This window comes from Candidatus Blochmannia sayi (nom. nud.) (assembly GCF_059935855.1).
In genome coordinates this window covers 130474-150564 of sequence record NZ_CP011796.1, presented here as the reverse complement: position 1 = coordinate 150564, position 20091 = coordinate 130474, and the positions used below count along the sequence as shown (strand labels likewise).

At 30.8% G+C, this 20091-nt stretch carries 13 protein-coding genes; 1 reads left to right on the top strand and 12 read right to left on the bottom strand.

Annotation, left to right across the window (positions count from 1 at the left end; all coding sequences use genetic code 11):
• Positions 1–181: 181 nt before the first annotated feature.
• From ispH to ribF, 4 genes are all read right to left on the bottom strand, one after another.
• Positions 182–1117: a 4-hydroxy-3-methylbut-2-enyl diphosphate reductase gene (ispH, locus tag Bsayi582_RS00620; protein WP_500816077.1), complete on the bottom strand. Its 936-nt coding sequence runs from the start codon at positions 1115–1117 to the stop codon at positions 182–184.
• Between the two features lie 169 nt (positions 1118–1286).
• Positions 1287–1784 carry a signal peptidase II gene (lspA, locus tag Bsayi582_RS00615; RefSeq protein ID WP_500815884.1) on the bottom strand — a complete coding sequence of 166 codons (498 nt, stop codon included), beginning with the start codon at positions 1782–1784 and terminating at the stop codon, positions 1287–1289.
• Positions 1784–4606 (bottom strand): isoleucine--tRNA ligase, encoded by a 2823-nt coding sequence (ileS, locus tag Bsayi582_RS00610; protein ID WP_500815883.1) that lies wholly within the window; start codon positions 4604–4606, stop codon positions 1784–1786. The genes lspA and ileS overlap by 1 nt, the downstream gene beginning before the upstream one ends.
• A 37-nt stretch (positions 4607–4643) precedes the next feature.
• Positions 4644–5582 carry a bifunctional riboflavin kinase/FAD synthetase gene (gene ribF, locus Bsayi582_RS00605; RefSeq protein WP_500816076.1) on the bottom strand — a complete coding sequence of 313 codons (939 nt, stop codon included), beginning with the start codon at positions 5580–5582 and terminating at the stop codon, positions 4644–4646.
• A gap of 230 nt (positions 5583–5812) precedes the next feature.
• Here ribF and rpsT point away from each other — a divergent pair, with 230 nt between their 5' ends.
• The gene (rpsT, locus tag Bsayi582_RS00600) at positions 5813–6094 is read left to right on the top strand and encodes a 30S ribosomal protein S20 (protein WP_500815882.1); all 282 of its coding nucleotides are present in this window, start codon (positions 5813–5815) and stop codon (positions 6092–6094) included.
• Between the two features lie 50 nt (positions 6095–6144).
• Here the strand turns inward: rpsT and dnaJ are convergent, their stop codons facing one another.
• From dnaJ to pnp, 8 genes are all read right to left on the bottom strand, one after another.
• Complete coding sequence (gene dnaJ, locus Bsayi582_RS00595; RefSeq protein ID WP_500815881.1) at positions 6145–7272, bottom strand: molecular chaperone DnaJ; 1128 nt, start codon at positions 7270–7272, stop codon at positions 6145–6147.
• Positions 7273–7400: 128 nt separating this feature from the next.
• Positions 7401–9314, bottom strand: a complete 1914-nt coding sequence (gene dnaK / locus Bsayi582_RS00590) for a molecular chaperone DnaK (protein ID WP_500815880.1) — start codon at positions 9312–9314, stop codon at positions 7401–7403.
• A 419-nt stretch (positions 9315–9733) separates the two neighbouring features.
• Positions 9734–11035: a threonine synthase gene (thrC, locus tag Bsayi582_RS00585; protein ID WP_500815879.1), complete on the bottom strand. Its 1302-nt coding sequence runs from the start codon at positions 11033–11035 to the stop codon at positions 9734–9736.
• Between the two features lie 3 nt (positions 11036–11038).
• A complete protein-coding gene (gene thrB / locus Bsayi582_RS00580) occupies positions 11039–11974 on the bottom strand; it encodes a homoserine kinase (RefSeq protein ID WP_500815878.1) in 936 nt (311 codons plus the stop codon).
• A 22-nt stretch (positions 11975–11996) separates the two neighbouring features.
• Positions 11997–14444 (bottom strand): bifunctional aspartate kinase/homoserine dehydrogenase I, encoded by a 2448-nt coding sequence (gene thrA / locus Bsayi582_RS00575; RefSeq protein ID WP_500815877.1) that lies wholly within the window; start codon positions 14442–14444, stop codon positions 11997–11999.
• A 613-nt stretch (positions 14445–15057) separates the two neighbouring features.
• Positions 15058–15468, bottom strand: coding sequence for a DNA polymerase III subunit psi (locus Bsayi582_RS00570; RefSeq protein WP_500815876.1), 411 nt, complete (start codon positions 15466–15468; stop codon positions 15058–15060).
• Between the two features lie 185 nt (positions 15469–15653).
• Entirely contained in the window at positions 15654–17360 is a 1707-nt protein-coding gene (locus Bsayi582_RS00565; protein ID WP_500815875.1) for a DEAD/DEAH box helicase, read from the bottom strand.
• A 596-nt stretch (positions 17361–17956) separates the two neighbouring features.
• A complete protein-coding gene (gene pnp / locus Bsayi582_RS00560; RefSeq protein WP_500815874.1) occupies positions 17957–20050 on the bottom strand; it encodes a polyribonucleotide nucleotidyltransferase in 2094 nt (697 codons plus the stop codon).
• Between the last annotated feature and the right edge of the window lie 41 nt (positions 20051–20091).

Sequence of the window (20091 nt, the reverse complement as noted above, 5' to 3'; positions counted from 1 at the left end):
CACCTGTACCTGTTTATAGACAAAAACTTATTACGTGACAAAAACATAATAATAAATAACACGCAAAACAGTGTTATTATATGATTTTTCATAATACCCTATATATTTCCCTCTCTACGTCCCATTCTTATTCCACCTGATTGCCGCCACAATAAAACAAAAAACTTTACTATTTTAAATATTAAAATTCAGGTGTATTAAAAAATATATTTTCTTTCTGACCAATCATTTCTTCAATAATAAAATGATCTGTACTCAACATACGTAACGTCTCAATAACTTGACGTACTAGAACGTCTGGAGCTGATGCCCCAGCAGTGATTCCAACATTATTTATACCACGCAACCAATATTCTTTAATATTGTTGGCATTTTCAATTAAATATGCAGTCTTACCAATGTGCTGTGCTAATTCCACTAATCTCATAGAATTAGATGACATTATAGACCCCACAACAAATATTATATCAACCATTAGAGCTAAATCTTTAAGAGCATTTTGTCTATTAAAAGTTGCATAACAAATATCACTCTTTCTAGGACCAATGATATTAGGAAATCTTTTATATAAAATTTTAATGATTTCTGAAGTATCATCTACTGATAAAGTTGTCTGTGTAACAAAACACAAATTTGTTGGATTATTCACTTCTAGTGACTGAGCATCCTCTTGAGATTCAACTAAATATATTCCTCCTTGAGAACTTGTAGCTACATATTGCCCCATCGTTCCTATTACCTCTGGATGACCAGAATGACCTATTAAAATAACTTCCATATTATTGCGATTAGCTCGTACAACTTCCATATGTACCTTACTTACTAATGGGCAAGTAGCATCAAATATTATTAAATCTCTATCTTTAGCTTGCTTCCGTATTTTTTTTGACACTCCATGCGCAGAAAAAATTAAAACCGATCCATCTGGCACTTCATCTATTTGTTCAACAAAAACAACACCATTCTTAGATAATTGAGTGATTACATAATTATTATGTACTAATTCATGTCGCACATAAATAGGCGTACCATATATTTGTATAGCTTGTTCTACAATGTTTATTGCTCTATTCACTCCCGCGCAAAAACCACGTGGATTAGCCAACACAACTTTAATATCTATACCCCTTATTATAAAATATATATATCTAAATAAACAATTATTAAATATTTAATATCTATCTGCTTATAAATAATTAATTTTAAAAAAACTTACACAATCCACACCGATAAACACACTTCTCTATAATATAGATAGACCTTATTATTAACATATAGCAATATTTTCAATTTACATTCTTTTTAAAAAAACCATAATAATACTCTATTATTAAAATAGTTATACCCATACAAATAACTATATCTGCAACATTAAAAACTGGCCAATGCCAATCTTTTACATATACATCAATAAAATCAACTACCATACCATACAGTATACGATCAGATAAATTACCCAAAGCTCCTCCAATAATCATAGAATAAGCCATATTATGATATTTAGAATAATCAACTGATTTACATAAAATTAGAATAAATACAATAATCACAAATATTGTGACACACATAAATAAGTAACGCCAATATAAATTAACATTAGTAAACAATCCAAAAGCTAACCCCGAATTACAAACATAATAACAATTAACATTAGGAAACACTGGAAATAACTCCCCAATCAAAAAATGCATTTTTATCCAACGTTTAGTTCCTATATCTAACAACATTAACAATACAGATAACCATAACCATTTTAAATTTTTATAATTATATTTTTTATTCATTAAAAAAACCTACGACTTTCCCCTGGGCCAATTATATTATTAATACAACGTGTACAAATATTTTTATAATTCTCATATTTATCAACATCTAATCTATAATGCCAACAACGCAAACATTTTTTTCCTTTAGCTTTCTCTAAAATAATTTGTAATCCTGGTATTACTTCCGGTTTATATTGAGTCATATCAAATTCATGATAATCTAAAACTATAGCTGACGACGTCATTAATCCAAAAGATAGTTCTTTGTCCAAAATACGTAACTGATCAGCTAGTTCCGGAGTGGCATATAAAATTATGCTAGCATCCAACGATCCTCCAATAATTTTACTAAGACGTGCTTGCTCAACTATCTTATTTACTTCGTTTCTAATACTTAAAAAAACATTCCAATAATTACTATTCATTATCCGTGTTGAATCTATACTGAATAACCCATCATACCACTCTTCAGTAAACACATACTTTGATCTATCACCTGGAATATATTTCCAAATTTCATCAGCAGTAAAAGATAAAATTGGAGCTACCCAACGCACCATTGACTCAATAATATGATATAGCGCAGTTTGACAACTACGACGTGCTAAACTGTTTTTTTTTGTAGTATATTGTCTATCCTTAATCACATCTAAATAAAATGAACCCATTTCTACTGAACAAAATTGCATAATGCGTTGTATTACGCTATGAAAATTGTACTCATTATAATCAGATATCACGTTTAACTGCACAGATAAAGCACGATCTATCGCCCAACGATCTAGCTCAACCATATTTTCTGGACTTACAAAATCATGTTTTGGATCAAAATCACTAAGGTTAGCCAAACAAAACCTGGCAGTATTACGAATACGTCTATATATATCAACTGTATGTTTTAAAATACAATCAGAAATAGTCATTTCTTTAGAATAATCAGAAGAAGCAACCCATAACCGTAATATATCTGCCCCGAATTTATTTACTACTTCCTGAGGACTAATGACATTGCCAAAAGACTTAGACATCTTACGTCCCTGAGCATCTACAGTAAATCCATGACTTAATACCTCTTTATAAGGCGCTCTACCCTGAATTGCTGTTGATATAATTAAAGATGACATAAACCAGCCTCGATACTGATCTGATCCTTCCAAACATAAATCTGACAATTTATCAGAAGATTTCAATCTTTCTGGCATTACTGAACAATGAGTAGACCCAGAGTCAAACCACACATCAAGCGTATCTAATACCTTTTCATATTGATCTGATTCATTTCCTAGAATATCCTCTGATTTTAAATCCCACCACGCTTGTATTCCGCGTTCTTCTACACGTTGTGCAACCATTTCCATTAATTCAATAGTATTAGGATGTAAAACTTCAGTTTGTTTATGTATGAAAATAGGTATTGGAACACCCCAAATACGCTGTCTAGAAAGACACCAATCAGGCCTATTCGTAATCATTGTTTTAATGCAATCTTTGCCTTTTTCCGGAATCCAACGTACTTTATGTATCATTTTCAACAATTTATTACGAAAATTATGCTTGTCCATATTTAAAAACCACTGTGGTGTAGCTTTAAAAATAACAGGAGCAGCATGACGCCAACAATATGGATAACTATGCTTATAATTCATATTGACATCTAATAAAGCACCTGATTGACTTAATAAATCTATTATTATATTATTCGCTTGAAACACTTGCACGCCATCCAACATAATATGTGTACCAGATATATAGTAACCTTTGTTGTTTATTACATCGATAGTTTTAAAATTATATTTTTTCGCTATAATATAATCATCAACACCATGATTCGGAGCTACATGCACTACTCCCGTTCCAGAATCCAACGATACATGATAACTCAACACAACAGGAACATCATAAAGCATAAATGGATGAGTGAATCTTAAAAATTCTAAAAAGATACCTGATGTTTCTCCTAAAATCTCCCAAGAAAAACATTTTATACGTTTCATCACCGAGTTGACTAAATTAGCCGCAATAATTACATACCTATTATTATTTATCATAATTAATTGATAACTATAATCAGGATTAACAGAAAGAGCTTGATTAGCTGGCAATGTCCAAGGAGTGGTAGTCCAAATTATTAATTCAATCGTTTGTTTATATAAATTAACATTAAATATTTCAGAAATTCGAACGCTATCTACAGCAGAAAAAACAACATCAATAGCAGGAGAAAAATGATTATTATATTCTACTTCTGATTCAGCCAGTACAGAACAACATTGAAAACACCAATGCACAGGTTTAATTCCTTTATAAAAATAACCATTAGATATAATTTTACTCAAAGTACGAATAATATTTGCTTCGGTCTTAAAATTCATTGTCAAATAAGGACACGTCCAATCCCCTAACACACCTAATCTAATGAAATCTTTTTTCTGTATTTCTATTTGTTCTAAAGCATAATTACGACAAATATTACGAAATTCATTTGGATCAATATCAATTCCAGGCTTACCTATTAATCGTTCTACTTGTAGTTCTATAGGTAATCCGTGACAATCCCAACCAGGAATATAAGGAGCGTTATAACCCATCAATCCTTTATATTTAATAATAATATCCTTAAGAACCTTATTTACAGCATGACCTAAATGAATATTTCCGTTTACATAAGGGGGTCCATCATGTAATAGAAAAAATTCTTTATTGCTTTTTTTATAACGAATCATTTTATATATATCATCTTTATACCAGCGTTCCAACGCAGCAGGCTCGCACACAGATAAATTAGCACGCATTGGGAACATTGTATGTGGTAAATTTAAAGTATTTTTATAATCAATCATTTATAAATTATTCCAATTTTATAAATTTCGTTGTTGTTTAAACTATCTTATTATTAAAATAGTTCCTCACCTGTACTATATCGTTTTTAATTTGATATTGTAATTTTTTTATAGAATCAAAACATCTTTCATCACGTATTTTAGCGAGAAAAACCACTTTAATGTGATAATAGTATAAATTAGTAGATATATTTAACAAATGTACTTCTAATTGTTGTTGATTTTTTCCAGTAATCGTTGGTCTCATCCCTATATTGGCTATACCTGGTAGCGGAAAATTAGATAAACCATATACCTCTACTGCGTATACACCATGAATAGGTAATTGCTTACCCTGTAATGATATATTAGCAGTAGGAAATCCAATTTTACGACCCACTTCCTTTCCATGTATTACGCGACCAGAAATACAATAAGAATGCCCAAGCAATAGTTCAGCATCTACAATTCTATTTTCTATTAAAGCTGATCGCACCGCAGTACTACTTACTCTTTGTCCGTTTTTATCAAAATAAGTAGCAACACGTGTCACTTTAAAACCTTGGTTTTTACCTATTTTTTTTAACAAAATAAAATCTCCTTTCCTAAAAGCACCAAATCTAAAATCATCTCCCACATAGACAAACTGCACTCCTAATTTATATATCAATATATTTTTAACAAAATTACGTGGCTCAATAGAAGCAAATTTTTTATTAAACGCAATACATAAAATAACATCTACGCCTGCAGTAAATAAATAATTAACTTTATCCCGTAATCTAGTTAGTCGTATGGCTATTATATTAGATAAATATTCTCTAGGTTGTGGTTCAAAAATCATAACTACAACGGGTAAATTCAGATTTCTCCTTTTTTTTCGTAATATCGAAATTAATGCTTGATGTCCACGATGAAATCCATCAAAATTACCAATAGTAAGTATACAACCTTTATGATGAGATTTTATATTGTGTAGTCCTCTAACAAATTCCATAACAAGTTTAAACGAATTCTTAGATAACATTTATACCGTATATTGTATAATATGCAAAATTATTAATTTATTCTATAGTTTAATTTTATAAAAATTAAAGACAAACAGTATAGATTTAAAATAAATCTATAAAACAAAAAAATAACAAATGATAATTATAATGTAAAATTACAACAATATAATATAAAATATATGATACAATAAAAAATTTAACATTTGGGAATAAAATATTGGCTAATACTAAATCTGCTAAAAAATTTTTAATAAAATCAAAAAATCAACGTAAATTTAATGTAAGTCGCCGATCTATGTTACGTACTTTTATAAAAAAAACATATGCAGCAATCGAGTCCAAAAATAAAATGGCTGCAATTACTGCGTTTATTTCTATGCAAAAAATAATAGATCGACAAGCTTGTAAGGGACTGATCCATAAAAATAAAGCTGCTCGATATAAATCAAACATATATACACATATTAAATCTATGCTTAATTCAACCAGAAATAAATAAAAAAGAAACGTTATTTGCTACAAATTGGATTGAAAATTATTTTTACTTAATTAGTGGGTAAGATCATCAAAAAATTTTTTCACACCATCAAAAAAACTTTTAGATCTAGGGCTGTTACGATTACCATGAGGAGCTCCAAAACTATCTGATAAATCTTGCAGTAATTGTTTTTGAGCACTATTTAATTTAACCGGAGTTTCTACTACTACTCTGCATAACAAATCTCCATTTCCTCCGCTCCGAACAGATTTAACCCCCTTTCCTCTCATACGAAATAATTTTCCAGTTTGAGTTTCAGGAGGAATTTTTAATTTCACTCTACCATCTAAGGTAGGTACTTCAATCTCACCCCCTAAAGCTGCCATAGAAAAACTAATAGGAACCTCGCAATAAAGATTTTTTTCTTCTCTATCAAAAATAGGATGTTTTCTAACTTGTACTTGAACATATAAATCTCCTGGCGGTGCTCCGTTTTTTCCAGATTCACCTTCCCCAGACAAACGTATACGATCCCCCGTATTTACACCTGCAGGGATCTTAACAGAAAGAGTTTTAGATCGTTCTATTCGCCCATGTCCATGACACTTGTTGCAAGTTTCTTTTATAATCTTGCCATGCCCATGACACGCAGGACAAGATTGTTGTACAGAAAAAAAACCTTGACGTATTTGAACCTGACCTTGACCATGACACGTCATACAAGTGACTATCGAAGCACTAGATCTTGCTCCACTCCCATGACACTTATCGCATGTTAATAAAGTTGGTATACATATCTCTCTGATAACTCCACGCACAGCATCTTCTAAACTTAACTCCATATTGTAACGCAAGTCAGCACCTTTACCTGCACGACTCCGCCTATTTCCTCCAAAAATATCTCCAAACACATCACCAAAAATATCGCTAAAATCCGCTCCCCCCGAATTTACCGTTGATCCCATATTCCCTTGTTCAAATGCTGAATGACCATACTGATCATAGGCTGCGCGTTTCTCTGAATTACTTAGCACTTCATATGCCTCTTTAATTTCCTTAAACTTTGCTTCAGCAGCAATACTTCCTGGATTACGATCTGGATGAAACTTCATTGCCAGGCGTTTATAGGACTTTTTGATTTCACGCTCATCCGCATTTCTGGAAATGCCTAAAATCTCATAATAGTCTGATTTAGCCATGGTTTTATTTTTATCCCTTACTTTACCTATTCGTTAAGCAAACAATACATTTATTCATATAAATAATATATTATGTGCTATAATTCAAAAACGCTATCTGTTTATCCTAAATTTTAATTTTTAAACCATTATTTTTTATTTTTTATTTCTTCAAATTCTGCATCCACTACTTCTCCATTTGGATCAGAAGTGCTATTGGAAGACTGAGATTTAGATTGCTCTTGATTTTTTTGACTTGCTTCTAACAATTTTCCAGATACTTTAATCAAAGATTGAATTTTAGATTCAATTTCATCTTTATCTTCATTTTTTATGACTGATTCCAACTCTTTTAATGCATTTTCAACAGAACTTTTATCATCCAATGGTATACTGTCTCCAACTTCTTTCAATTGTTTTTTAGTACTATGCAACAAATGATCAGCTTGATTACGAATTTGAACTAATTCTTCAAATTTACGATCAGATTCAGCGTTAGCTTCTGCTTCTTGAACCATTTTTTTAATTTCTTCTTCTTTTAGACCCGAAGAAGCCTTAATAGTAATTTTTTGTTCACGCCCACTATTCTTATCTTTAGCAGATACATGCAAAATACCATCAGCATCAATATCAAAAGTTACTTCAATTTGAGGTATACCACGCATTGCTGGAGCAATACCATCTAAATTAAATTGTCCTAGCGATTTATTATCACTTGCTCTTTTTCTTTCGCCTTGTAATACATGAATTGTCACAGCAGACTGATTATCTTCAGCAGTAGAAAACACTTGACTATGTTTAGTAGGAATGGTAGTATTCTTGGCGATTAATGGAGTCATCACACCACCCATCGTTTCAATTCCCAAAGATAACGGAGTCACATCCAATAATAACACGTCTTTTACATCTCCAGATAGAACTCCCCCTTGTACTGCTGCTCCTATTGCAACCGCTTCATCAGGATTAACGTCTCTACGCGGTTCTTTTTGAAAGAACTCAGACACCTTTTTCTGAACTAACGGCATACGAGTTTGACCGCCTACTAAAATCACATCATTTATATCAGATATAGACAAATTAGCATCTTTTAAAGCTACCTTAAGAGGATTCATAGTACGATTCACTAAATCTTCTACAAGAGATTCCAATTTTGCACGCGTCACCCTTAAATTCATATGTTTCGGACCAGTATTATCTGCAGTAATATATGGTAAATTTACATCAGTCTGATGTGAAGAAGACAACTCTATTTTTGCTTTTTCTGAAGCTTCTTTTAATCGTTGCATTGCTAAAGGATCATTATATAAATTAATATGTTGATCTTTTTTGAACTCATCTGCCAAATAATTTATCAAAAGACTATCAAAATCCTCTCCTCCTAAATGAGTATCTCCATTAGTAGACAACACCTCAAAAGTTTTTTCTCCATCAACTTCATCAATTTCAATAATAGAAATATCAAAAGTCCCCCCTCCCAAATCATATACCGCAATAGTACGATTACCTTTAGTTTCTTTGTCTAAACCATAAGCTAATGCTGCAGCAGTTGGTTCATTTATAATACGCTTAACTTCCAATCCAGCTATACGTCCAGCATCTTTAGTGGCCTGACGCTGAGCGTCATTAAAATATGCCGGAACTGTAATAACTGCCTCAGAAACTTGTTCACCAATATAATCTTCTGCCGTTTTTTTCATCTTTTTTAAAATTTCAGCGGAAACTTGAGGAGGAGCCATTTTCTGCCCTTTCACTTCTAACCAGGCGTCTCCATTGTTAGCAGAAATTATCTTATATGGCATAATATTAACATCACGTTGCACTTCTCTATCTTGGAATCGACGACCAATCAATCGCTTAATAGCAAACAAAGTATTTTTGGGATTGGTAACAGATTGCCGTTTGGCTGGTTGACCAACCAAAATCTCACCATCTTGCGTATAAGCTATAATAGATGGCGTTGTACGATCACCTTCACTATTTTCTAACACACGAGGCTTATTACCTTCAATAAAAGCAACACAAGAATTGGTCGTGCCCAAATCGATACCAATAATTTTTCCCATCTAAACATCTCCACTGAAAATCAATTTTTTATAATACTATGCATTTGATATGCGGTCTAAACTGTACTTTTCAACCTTAAAAACAAGTTTGTTTAAAAAACTTTTCAATAACATTATATAAATTTTGATCAAACCTAATATTTTATTATAATAATCATTAATAAATTACAAAATATAGTACTATATATACCCAATACACAACAAACTTTCACTTATACAACAAGTTAATCTTAGTCCCCATTTTTAACAAACATATTGCATTACGTTATCTCATTTAAATATTTCAATCAAAAACATATTCATATAATTCTCTACTTAAATTAATCACACATTAAACAAATGAATATACCAATTAAATACACAGACAAAGTTTAAATACATTTAAATTATAAATGAAAATACAATCTTTCATATAAAATTTAAGATGTTATTTTTAAAATTAAATTACGTAACGAAGAAAAACATTTAGGTATCGTATACGATAAAATAGGCAGTTTCATACGTTTTTTTAATTCTAATGGTAATATAATTTGTAGTCTCTTTTGAAAAAAACTCTCTACTAATTCTTTAAATTTGATAGGATGGGCAGTGCCAAGACATATACCAAATTCATCAGACTCCAATTGATCAAACAACAAGCGATATGCTACAGCAGTATGAGGTTCAGAAAGATATCCCAACTCTGCCATTTCTTGCACTGTTTTTTTAGTAGACACATCATTAACACAACCATATTTTAATTCTTTAATAGATCTATTGTCTCGACGGAATAATTCCTCTATTCTAGGCCAGTTATTCGGACAGCTCACATCCATTGCATTAGAAAAGGTCGATACAGTAACACGAGGCTCCCAATAACCATATTTCAAAAATCTAGGTACCGTATCATTAATATTAGTAGCAGCAATAAACTTTTTTACTGGTAATCCGCAAGATTGAGCTAATAATCCTGCAGTTAAATTTCCAAAATTCCCACTTGGAACTGCAATCACTAATCTATTACGCAGTTTATGCGGCAATTGTGATACTGCCTCAAAATAATAACAAATTTGCGCTAACAATCGACCAATATTAATGGAATTAGCAGAATTTAAATATAATTTTTGTCTTAATCTTATATCTTCAAAAGCCTGTTTAACTAAACATTGACATACATCAAAATCTCCATCTACTGATACAGTAGAAATGTTACTTCCTAAAGTACAAAACAATTTTTCCTGTAATACACTAATTTTACCTCTAGGATAAAGTATTATAACTCGTATATTACTTTGTTCAAAAAAAGCATGAGCTACAGCTGCCCCCGTATCTCCAGAAGTAGCAGTCAGAATTACCATAGGCTTATCATGTAAATAACGCGCTTCATTCAACATTTGAGCCATTAATCGGCTTCCAAAATCTTTGAAAGCTAAAGTTGGACCATGAAAAAGTTCCAAAATTGCAATATTATTGTTTATAAAGATTAATGGCACTGGAAAATTAAAAGCATTTTTTACACAATTTAAAATACTATTTTTTGATAATTCAGTACCAATATATGCAGACAAAATATATACACTACGCTCTATAAAATTCATTTCTAACAAAGAATTAACTTCAAACGTAGAAAATTTTGGAAGATATACTGGAAAAAACAACCCCTGATTCTTTCCCAATCCCTGACAAAGAGCTTGAGAAAACGTAACCTGATCACTATGTTGCTTAATGTTATATAACTTCATTAACTATTCCACCACAATACGTGCGCCACATTTATCTATAGAACAAATTTGAACAAAACCTGAATTATTTTGTAAATAAAAACACGATAACCAGTCAGAAATATCTTCCACGACATCGTGAGTATTACATAATATAAAAATCGTTAATCCAGATCCTGAAATACCACAAGACATAGCACCTTTTTTCATAATAACATGACGTATATAAGACAATTCAACCGGAAACAATCGCGACCGATAAGGCTCTGCTATAATATCCTGCATACATCTAATTGCTAAAGATTCTTGTTGAGTATGACAAGCATGTATAAATCCAGACAAATACCGACCGTGATTAATACAATCTTCACGACGATATTGATCAGGTAATACTGATCGAGACATTGCAGTGGACATTGTAACACCTGGATATGCTAAAATCCATAACCAATTATTAAAACTAGGAATAATCTGACTAATAATCTCACAATTTTGTAAAATCAAATGCATACCTCCCAAAAAACAAGGTAATACATTATCAAAATGAATTGAACCTGAAATTTTACCTTCCATTTCTCCCATTAATGTAAGCAATTGATTGTTATTCAATGGATATCCGCAATGACAATTCATTGCCACCAACGAAGCTACTATAGAAGAAGCACTAGATCCTAAACCAGAAGAAACAGGAATATTTTTCTCCAACCGAATACTTAAAGGATATGTTTTTCCTAAAATTTTACAAAATTTCTTCCAACATTGGAATACAATGTTTTCTTCTGATTGAATTGGTAATTGATTATAAAAAGATCCTGTGTTTTTTAAACTAAAAACATTAGAATCTTCAACAATTACACAATCTCCAAATAAACTACCATTTATTGGAGCAACTGCCATACCTAATGTATCAAACCCCACTCCAATATTACCAATAGATGCTGGGGCATAAACTTTGGTCATATTCACTCATCCTTTTGATATTTTAAGATAAAATACGTAATAAATCTGCAAACACTCCTGCTGCTGTAACATTATTTCCTGCGCCATAACCACGTAAAACTAATGGTAATGGTTGATAATATCGTGTAAAAAACGCAAGTGCATTTTCACCATCTTTTACTTTGAATAAAGGGTGATTATCATCTATCGACTCAATTTGCACACGGCATCGCCCTTGTTGTATATTTCCAACATAACGTAATACACGTCCTAATTTATACGCTCTTTGAACTTTACTAAAAATAACATCATCCAATAAAGGCAATTTTTTCAAAAAACTATTTGAATCATTATCAGTTATGAAATTACTTGGTATAATTGGATCAATTTGAATATCATGTAACTCTAATTCATAACCAACTTCTCGTGCTAAAATCAATAATTTTCGAGCTACATCTAAACCGGAAAGATCATCTCTAGGATCTGGTTCAGTATAGCCCTTTTCTTGAGCTAAAAAAGTTGCTGCGGACAACGATAATCCCTCATCTAATTTTCCAAAAATAAACGACAAAGATCCAGATAAAACGCCTGAAAAACTCATTAATTCATCTCCAGCGCTTAATAAATTTTGTAAATTCTCTATAACCGGTAATCCAGCTCCTACATTAGTATCGTATAAAAATTTTTTGTGTGATACTGTTACGGCTTCCCTGATTTCCCGATACTGTTTCATAGATCCAGTATTAGCCTTTTTATTCGGAGCAACCACATGACAACCATTTAATAAAAAATCTACATAAGAATCAGCTACATCAACACTGCTAGTACAATCAACAATAACTGGATTCAATAAATGATTTTTTTTAATAATCTCTATTAGTTTTTTCAAATTGCAAACTTCATGTGTTTTTTCTAACGAAGATTTCCAATTATTCAAGTCCATACCATTTATATCGATACACATTACTCGTGAGTTAGTAATACCACATATTCTTAAATCAATACATTTATTTTTTAGCCAATGCTGTTGACGTCTAATTTGTTCTATTAAAGTAGCACCAACACCTCCGGATCCAATAATAAACACTTCTACCAATTGATCAGAACTAAATAACATTTGATGAGCTACTCTAATACCAATAGCAGTAACATTGTTTTTTACAACTACCGAAATAGAGCGTTCTGAAGATCCTTGAGCAATTGCAATAATATTAATACTAGCGCGAGCTAACGCTCCAAATAATTTGCTAGATAAGCCAAGTTGCGTACGCATACCATCACCTACAACTGAAATAATTGCAAGATCACGTGTCACATCTATTGGTTCTAAAAGTCCATTCTTTAACTCCAAATGAAATTCTTCATTTAACATTGCGCAAGCTTTTGATAATTCTTGATACGGCACACAAAAACTTATACTATATTCAGAAGATGATTGAGTGATTAACACCACCGAACATATAGCCCTAGACATCGCAGAAAATACACGAGCAGCCATTCCAACCATACCTTTCATACCAGGACCGGAAATATTCAACATTACCATGTTATTTAAATGAGTAATTCCTTTGACTATATTAATAGTATCATTATGAGCTGCGCCAATTAATGTTCCAGGGGCATTAGGTTTAAAAACATTTTTTATTAAACAAGGTATATGAAATTGCGCAATTGGTACAATAGTACGTGGGTGCAAAATTTTAGCTCCAAAATAAGAAAGCTCCATAGCCTCTTGATAAGATAATGAATGTAATAATTTCGCATTAGGTACTTGATGAGGATCACATGTATAAATTCCATCCACATCTGTCCAAATTTCACAACGACTTGCGCCTAAACACGCCGCTAAAATTGCAGCTGAATAATCAGAACCATTTCGTCCTAAAGCAACTAATTCACCTTGTTCATTACCTGCTGTAAACCCAGCCATTAACATGATATTCGCACGAGAAACAGGCATATTATGAATACGTTTAGCAGATTCTTCAATGTTTACCATAGAATCAAAATACCCCCCTCCTTGAGCTACAAGATTATCTACTGGATTAATAATACTTATTTTAAGATCTCTTGCAACTAGTAGGTTTTCCATCAAAATAATAGACAATTTTTCTCCCAAACAAATAATATTAGCATTTACATTATCTGGGCAAAATTTTAGTAATGAAATTCCGTGTAATAAATTTTTTAAACTAACAAACTCTTTTTCTAATATAACGTTTAACGTTATATGATTAAATTTTGACTGAATTTGAGCTATATCTTCTGATAAATTCTTAAAAATAGTCTCTATACTGTGAATATGTTTTAATATAGAATTGTCATTTAACGCGTGGTCAATGATCGATACTAAATAATTAGTAATCGTTGCAGGTGCTGATAATACTGCTGCTATTTGTTCTTCTTGAGCATTTTTTTCAAGAATATTAGCTACACGAATAAACTGATTTGCATTAGAAAGCGAAGTTCCTCCAAATTTCAACACTCGCATGTTTCATCTCCTAAATATAACTTTCGAACATTTGAAATTTTTATCAACAAAATAGACATATAAATATCGAGTAATATTTATTCATATTATTACTATACTTTTCAGAGTAATCATTATAATAAATAGTTAAAAATTAGAATAAGCACAAATTTTAATTAATAATATCATTATACACACTAATATAACACCATCTTATAATAAAAAATTTTAATAGACCATTCATTATTATTTAGTAAATATAAGAAACATTACCAAATATACATATCTCTAATTTTTACAAAAAATAAACATTCACTCAAATTTATATATATAAAAATTTTTCAATAAAAATAAATCAAATATAAAGCAATACTTACAGATCTGAACACTTATTACATTTACAACACAAATACCACACAATACCACATTTTTAAAAAAGATAGAAACAATAATACTATTAAATTAATAAAGTATACATATATTATATAAAATAATTGTTCTTATGTTTTAAAATAATTATTAATCAAAATAAAACAAAAAATTAACGATATTAATAATTAGGATAACAATGATAATTGATGGTTTATACTCAATATAATTTATATATTATTCGTTGATGATATTTATGAATAATTTAAGCATAGTGCATCACTTTATTGATTTGTTGCCATAAATTATACTTGGCTTTAAAATCACGCTTTAATATTGATAACGACGGAGTACTTAAACACATACCATGGAAATCTATTGATACTTCTTCGGTCCCGATCCACCAACAATAACAAGAAAATCCCATTGGGAAAATCACAGTTTTAATTTGATCAATAGTCAATGCGTACACTTCTTTACAATTCATCCCCATAGCCCGTACAACATCTTTAACAAAAGGATCATTTAGTGATATTAATACATCTGATATCAATAATAACCTAAGATGAACCCACAACTTAATTGATTGTTCATCATCTAAAAAAACAGGATATCGTAACTTCCATAGTGTAATACCTAATTTTTGCAAAACACAATTACGGTCTTTTTCTTTCATTATTAATAAGTAATATTTATTTATTTTGAAAGCATGATATTGAAATACTCAGTGTCAATAATTTGTATTAATCACAACATTTACATATTGCGTGCACACTCAAACTCATTGAATTAATATAATTTATTTTTAAAACATATATCTTACTATAATAAATAAGGTTTTAATCATGAAATACATTAACACTATGAAGATACACTACTACCCAAAAACTTCACATTTATTGGTTTATTTAAAATACGCACACGTGATAACTGATTCAATATTTTACTGCTAGATAGTCCTTTGGACAATTCAATAATAGCATGAGAAGAAAATAACCGAATATTACCTATTTCATGATAACGAATATTATTAATTTTATTTGAAAGCACTTCAATGATATGACGTATTTTAATTCCATCATTCAATCCCACTGATATTTGATAAATATCTACATTATCCGCAATTTTAGGCTGTGACCTAGTTTTTAAAATTTTATTATCACCACCAACAACACCATGATAATGATGATTTCGACGATTTCTTTTTCCGCGCACTTTACGAATTAATCTGTCTTTAATTATTGGATCTGGAGGTAAAACTAATGGGCGATTTCCCTGTGCTATCTTTAATAACACAGCTGCCAAATCTTCCATTGTTACATCTTTCTTTGGTTTAATTTGGGGTAATAAAGATCGATACATATTTAAATCACTATCAATATGCAATTGCTGTTCTATTTTATTTACAAATTTAGCAAGCCGACAAGAAAATAAAATTTTAGAATCAGGATAATTTACCTTTAAAATATTTGAATTAATTCTGCGCTCAATATTACGTAATAACCGATATTCTTTACGATCTACAAACAACAAAGATTTACCAATACGCCCCGCTCTCCCAGTTCTACCTATACGATGTATATAGTCATCAGAATTTATTGGCACATCATAATTTACCACTAAACTAATACGATGTATATCTAATCCTCGTGCAGCAACATCAGTAGCTATAAGAATATCCAAACTTCCGTTTCGTAATCTATCCAACGTCCGTTGACGTACTATTTGATTCATATCTCCATTTAAAGCTGCACTATTATAACCAAATTGTTCCAATATTTTAGAAACTTCTAATGTCGCATCCTTAGTACGAACAAATACAATGGCCGCATCAAAATTTTCTGTTTCTAAAAAACGCATCAATGCTTCGTGTTTAGCTATTCCTTTTACTAACCAATAACTTTGTCTAATATCAGTACATATATCAACATCAGAACGAATACATATTTCCTTTGGATTACTCATAAATCTACGACTTATACGACGAATAACCATAGGAAAAGTGGCAGAAAATAATGCTGTTTGACGCTTAATTGGAATATTTTTAATAATATATTCTACATCTTCAATAAATCCCATACGTAACATTTCATCAGCTTCATCTATCACTAAAGTTTTTAAAGCAGACAAATCAGCAGTACCACGATTTAGATGATCTATTAATCTACCTGGAGTACTTACGATAATATGCGGTCTTCTTTTCAAAGCACGTAATTGAATATCATAACTTTGCCCTCCGTATAAAGTAACAATATTTACTTCCTTCATATATTTCGTAAAATTAGAACACACCTTTCCAATTTGGATCGCCAACTCTCTAGTAGGTGTTATAATTAAACCTTGAGAAAAGTAATTATTAATATCAATATTATGCAATAATGGTAAAACAAATGCAGCAGTTTTACCACTACCTGTATGCGCCATACCTAACACGTCATTTCCAGCTAATAAATGCGGAATACACTGAACTTGAATAGGTAAAGGTTTTTGATATCCAATATCATTCAAAACATTTATTATATGATTATTCAATCCTAAATCTACAAAAGAATATTCTATTTTAGACATTTGCAGTTACTCCCGTTTAACAAAATAATCCACTATATGAGTTTTATATAAAACATTTTTACAAAAATATTCTTTCAAAAAATATACGCATATACGATTAAGATTATTAAGGAATACAACCTCTTCATACATATAAACATGTATCCGATCAACTATAGCAACCACAAACAAAAATAAAAAACTAAGTAACATTCTTGAAAATCATCTTACTAATGTAAATATACATACCATTTTATGAAGGAAAAACGTTAATTATTGAAGTACTATAAAATAATGCACCTAAACAATAATATATTGTATACACTACTATGTTATATCATTCAAATTTATTTATTTCCTTAAAATTACATACTTAACTTGCAGCATAAATTACTACCGTTAATATTATTTATATAATAAATACATTATATACATTATGATCATTAATATTAATTAACAACGCACAACTATATATATTATTACTATATACACTCTGTATTTACATCTTCATGATTATTATGAACAATCATCAATTAATATAAACTAATTATGATAAATCACACACTATCATACATAAATACATCCATTATAAAAACTATAATCATAGTAAAATAATACTATGATAAATTTATTCCTTTCATACTCAGACGAATTCTCCCTTGACGATCTATTTCTAATACTCTTACTAATACTTCTTGTCCTAATTTCAAATGATCAGTTATTTTATTTATTCTTTTTTCAGAAATCTGGGAAATATGTACTAATCCTTCTTTGCCAGAAACAATGGTAACAAACGCTCCAAATTCAACAATGTGAGTAACTTTTCCAGTATAAATTACTCCTATTTCAATATTTGCAGTAATATCATTAATTCTACGAATAGCTTGTTTTGCGTTATCAGAATCTAAAGCAACTATCTTGATAGTACCATCATCTTCAATATCAATAATGGTATTAGTCTCTTCGGTCAATGACCTAATAATTGAACCGCCTTTCCCTATAATATCTTTAATCTTTTCTGGATTTACTTTAATACTATATATTCTTGGAGCAAATTTAGAAATTTCCTTCCTAGGAAACTCAATAACTCGTTCCATAATATCTAATATTTCTAATCTAGCATACATCGCTTTTTTTAAAGCAATATCTATTATATCATAAGTAATGCCGTGTATTTTTATATCCATTTGCAATGCCGTTATACCGTGACGACTACCAGAAATTTTAAAATCCATATCCCCAATATGATCTTCATTACTGATGATATCAGACAATACCACAAAATCATCTCCTTCTTTAATTAATCCCATCGCAACACCCGCGACTGCTGCTTTAATTGGCACCCCGGCATCCATTAACGCCAAAGATGTTCCACAAACAGACGCCATAGAAGATGATCCATTAGATTCAGTAATTTCTGAAACTACACGTATTGTATAGGGAAATTCATCAGCATGAGGCATAACCGCTAACATACCACGTTTAGCCAAACGACCATGACCAATTTCTCTTCTTTTTGGAGCTCCCATCATACCTATTTCTCCTACACAATATGGTGGAAAATTATAGTGCAGCAAAAATCTATCAATACGTGCTCCAGTTAATTCATCAATATTCTGCGCATCACGTTCTGTTCCAAGTGTAACAGTTACTAACGCTTGAGTATCCCCTCTAGTAAATAATGCCGAACCATGAGTACGAGGTAACACACTTACTTGTGCATCTATTGCGCGAATTATATCTGTTGAACGTCCATCAACACGTAAATTGTCTTTTAAAATACGATGACGAATCGTTTTAATTTCCAAATCATTTAAAATAAATATTATTTCTTTCTCTGCTACAGCGCTAAAATCACAATTATTAAGAACAGTTTTTACTATATCTTGATACATGCCATCAATTTGAATATGACGCTCCTTTTTATTCAGAGAACAACATATGTTCTTTACACGAGACTCATATAATGAAAATAAATACGCTCTCAAAGATTCATTAACTTCTTTTTCTTGCCAAGAACACTTGATCTTCCCAACTTTTTTTACTAATTTATCAATATTATTAATGACTATTTGTTGTTGTTCATGACCAAACACAATAGCATTCAACATTTCCTTTTCACTTAATAAACACGCCTCTGATTCTACCATTAAAACGTTAGATTTAGTACCTGAAACAATTAAATCTAATTTGCTATTAGATAATTCTGTAGTAGTTGGATTTAATATATATTTATTCTTTACATAACCTACTCTAGCTACTCCAATCGGTCCAAAAAACGGAATATCAGATAAACTTAATGCAGCAGATGTGCCTATTATTGACACAACATCCGGATGTACCTGAGGATTTACTGATACTACCGTAGCAACTACTTGTACCTCATAAATAAACCCTTTAGGAAATAAAGGTCGAATAGCACGATCAATTAAGCGTGATGTCAATGTTTCATTTTCGCTAGGACGACCTTCTCGACGAAAAAAGCCTCCTGGAAATTTTCCAACAGAATAAGTACGTTCTTGATAATTTACGATAAGAGGAAAAAAATCTTGTTCTAATTTTGGTAGACTAGAACCAACCACAGTAACAAGCACTGTAGTATCACCCATACTTACCATAACTGCAGCATTAGCTTGACGCGCTACAGTGCCAACATCTAATCTTACAATATATTGCCCATATTTAAATTCATGAATCATCGGGTTTGACAAAATAATATCCTTTTTAATATTTAACAAGTAATTTTTCAATA

What these genes read in the sequence shown, in the direction of transcription:
- lspA (WP_500815884.1), bottom strand. Translation starts at nt 1,784, where the DNA reads ATGAATAAAAAATATAATTATAAAAATTTAAAATGGTTATGGTTATCT.
- ileS (WP_500815883.1), bottom strand. Translation starts at nt 4,606, where the DNA reads ATGATTGATTATAAAAATACTTTAAATTTACCACATACAATGTTCCCA.
- ribF (WP_500816076.1), bottom strand. Translation starts at nt 5,582, where the DNA reads ATGGAATTTGTTAGAGGACTACACAATATAAAATCTCATCATAAAGGT.
- dnaJ (WP_500815881.1), bottom strand. Translation starts at nt 7,272, where the DNA reads ATGGCTAAATCAGACTATTATGAGATTTTAGGCATTTCCAGAAATGCG.
- dnaK (WP_500815880.1), bottom strand. Translation starts at nt 9,314, where the DNA reads ATGGGAAAAATTATTGGTATCGATTTGGGCACGACCAATTCTTGTGTT.
- thrC (WP_500815879.1), bottom strand. Translation starts at nt 11,035, where the DNA reads ATGAAGTTATATAACATTAAGCAACATAGTGATCAGGTTACGTTTTCT.
- thrB (WP_500815878.1), bottom strand. Translation starts at nt 11,974, where the DNA reads ATGACCAAAGTTTATGCCCCAGCATCTATTGGTAATATTGGAGTGGGG.
- thrA (WP_500815877.1), bottom strand. Translation starts at nt 14,444, where the DNA reads ATGCGAGTGTTGAAATTTGGAGGAACTTCGCTTTCTAATGCAAATCAG.
- Bsayi582_RS00570 (WP_500815876.1), bottom strand. Translation starts at nt 15,468, where the DNA reads ATGAAAGAAAAAGACCGTAATTGTGTTTTGCAAAAATTAGGTATTACA.
- Bsayi582_RS00565 (WP_500815875.1), bottom strand. Translation starts at nt 17,360, where the DNA reads ATGTCTAAAATAGAATATTCTTTTGTAGATTTAGGATTGAATAATCAT.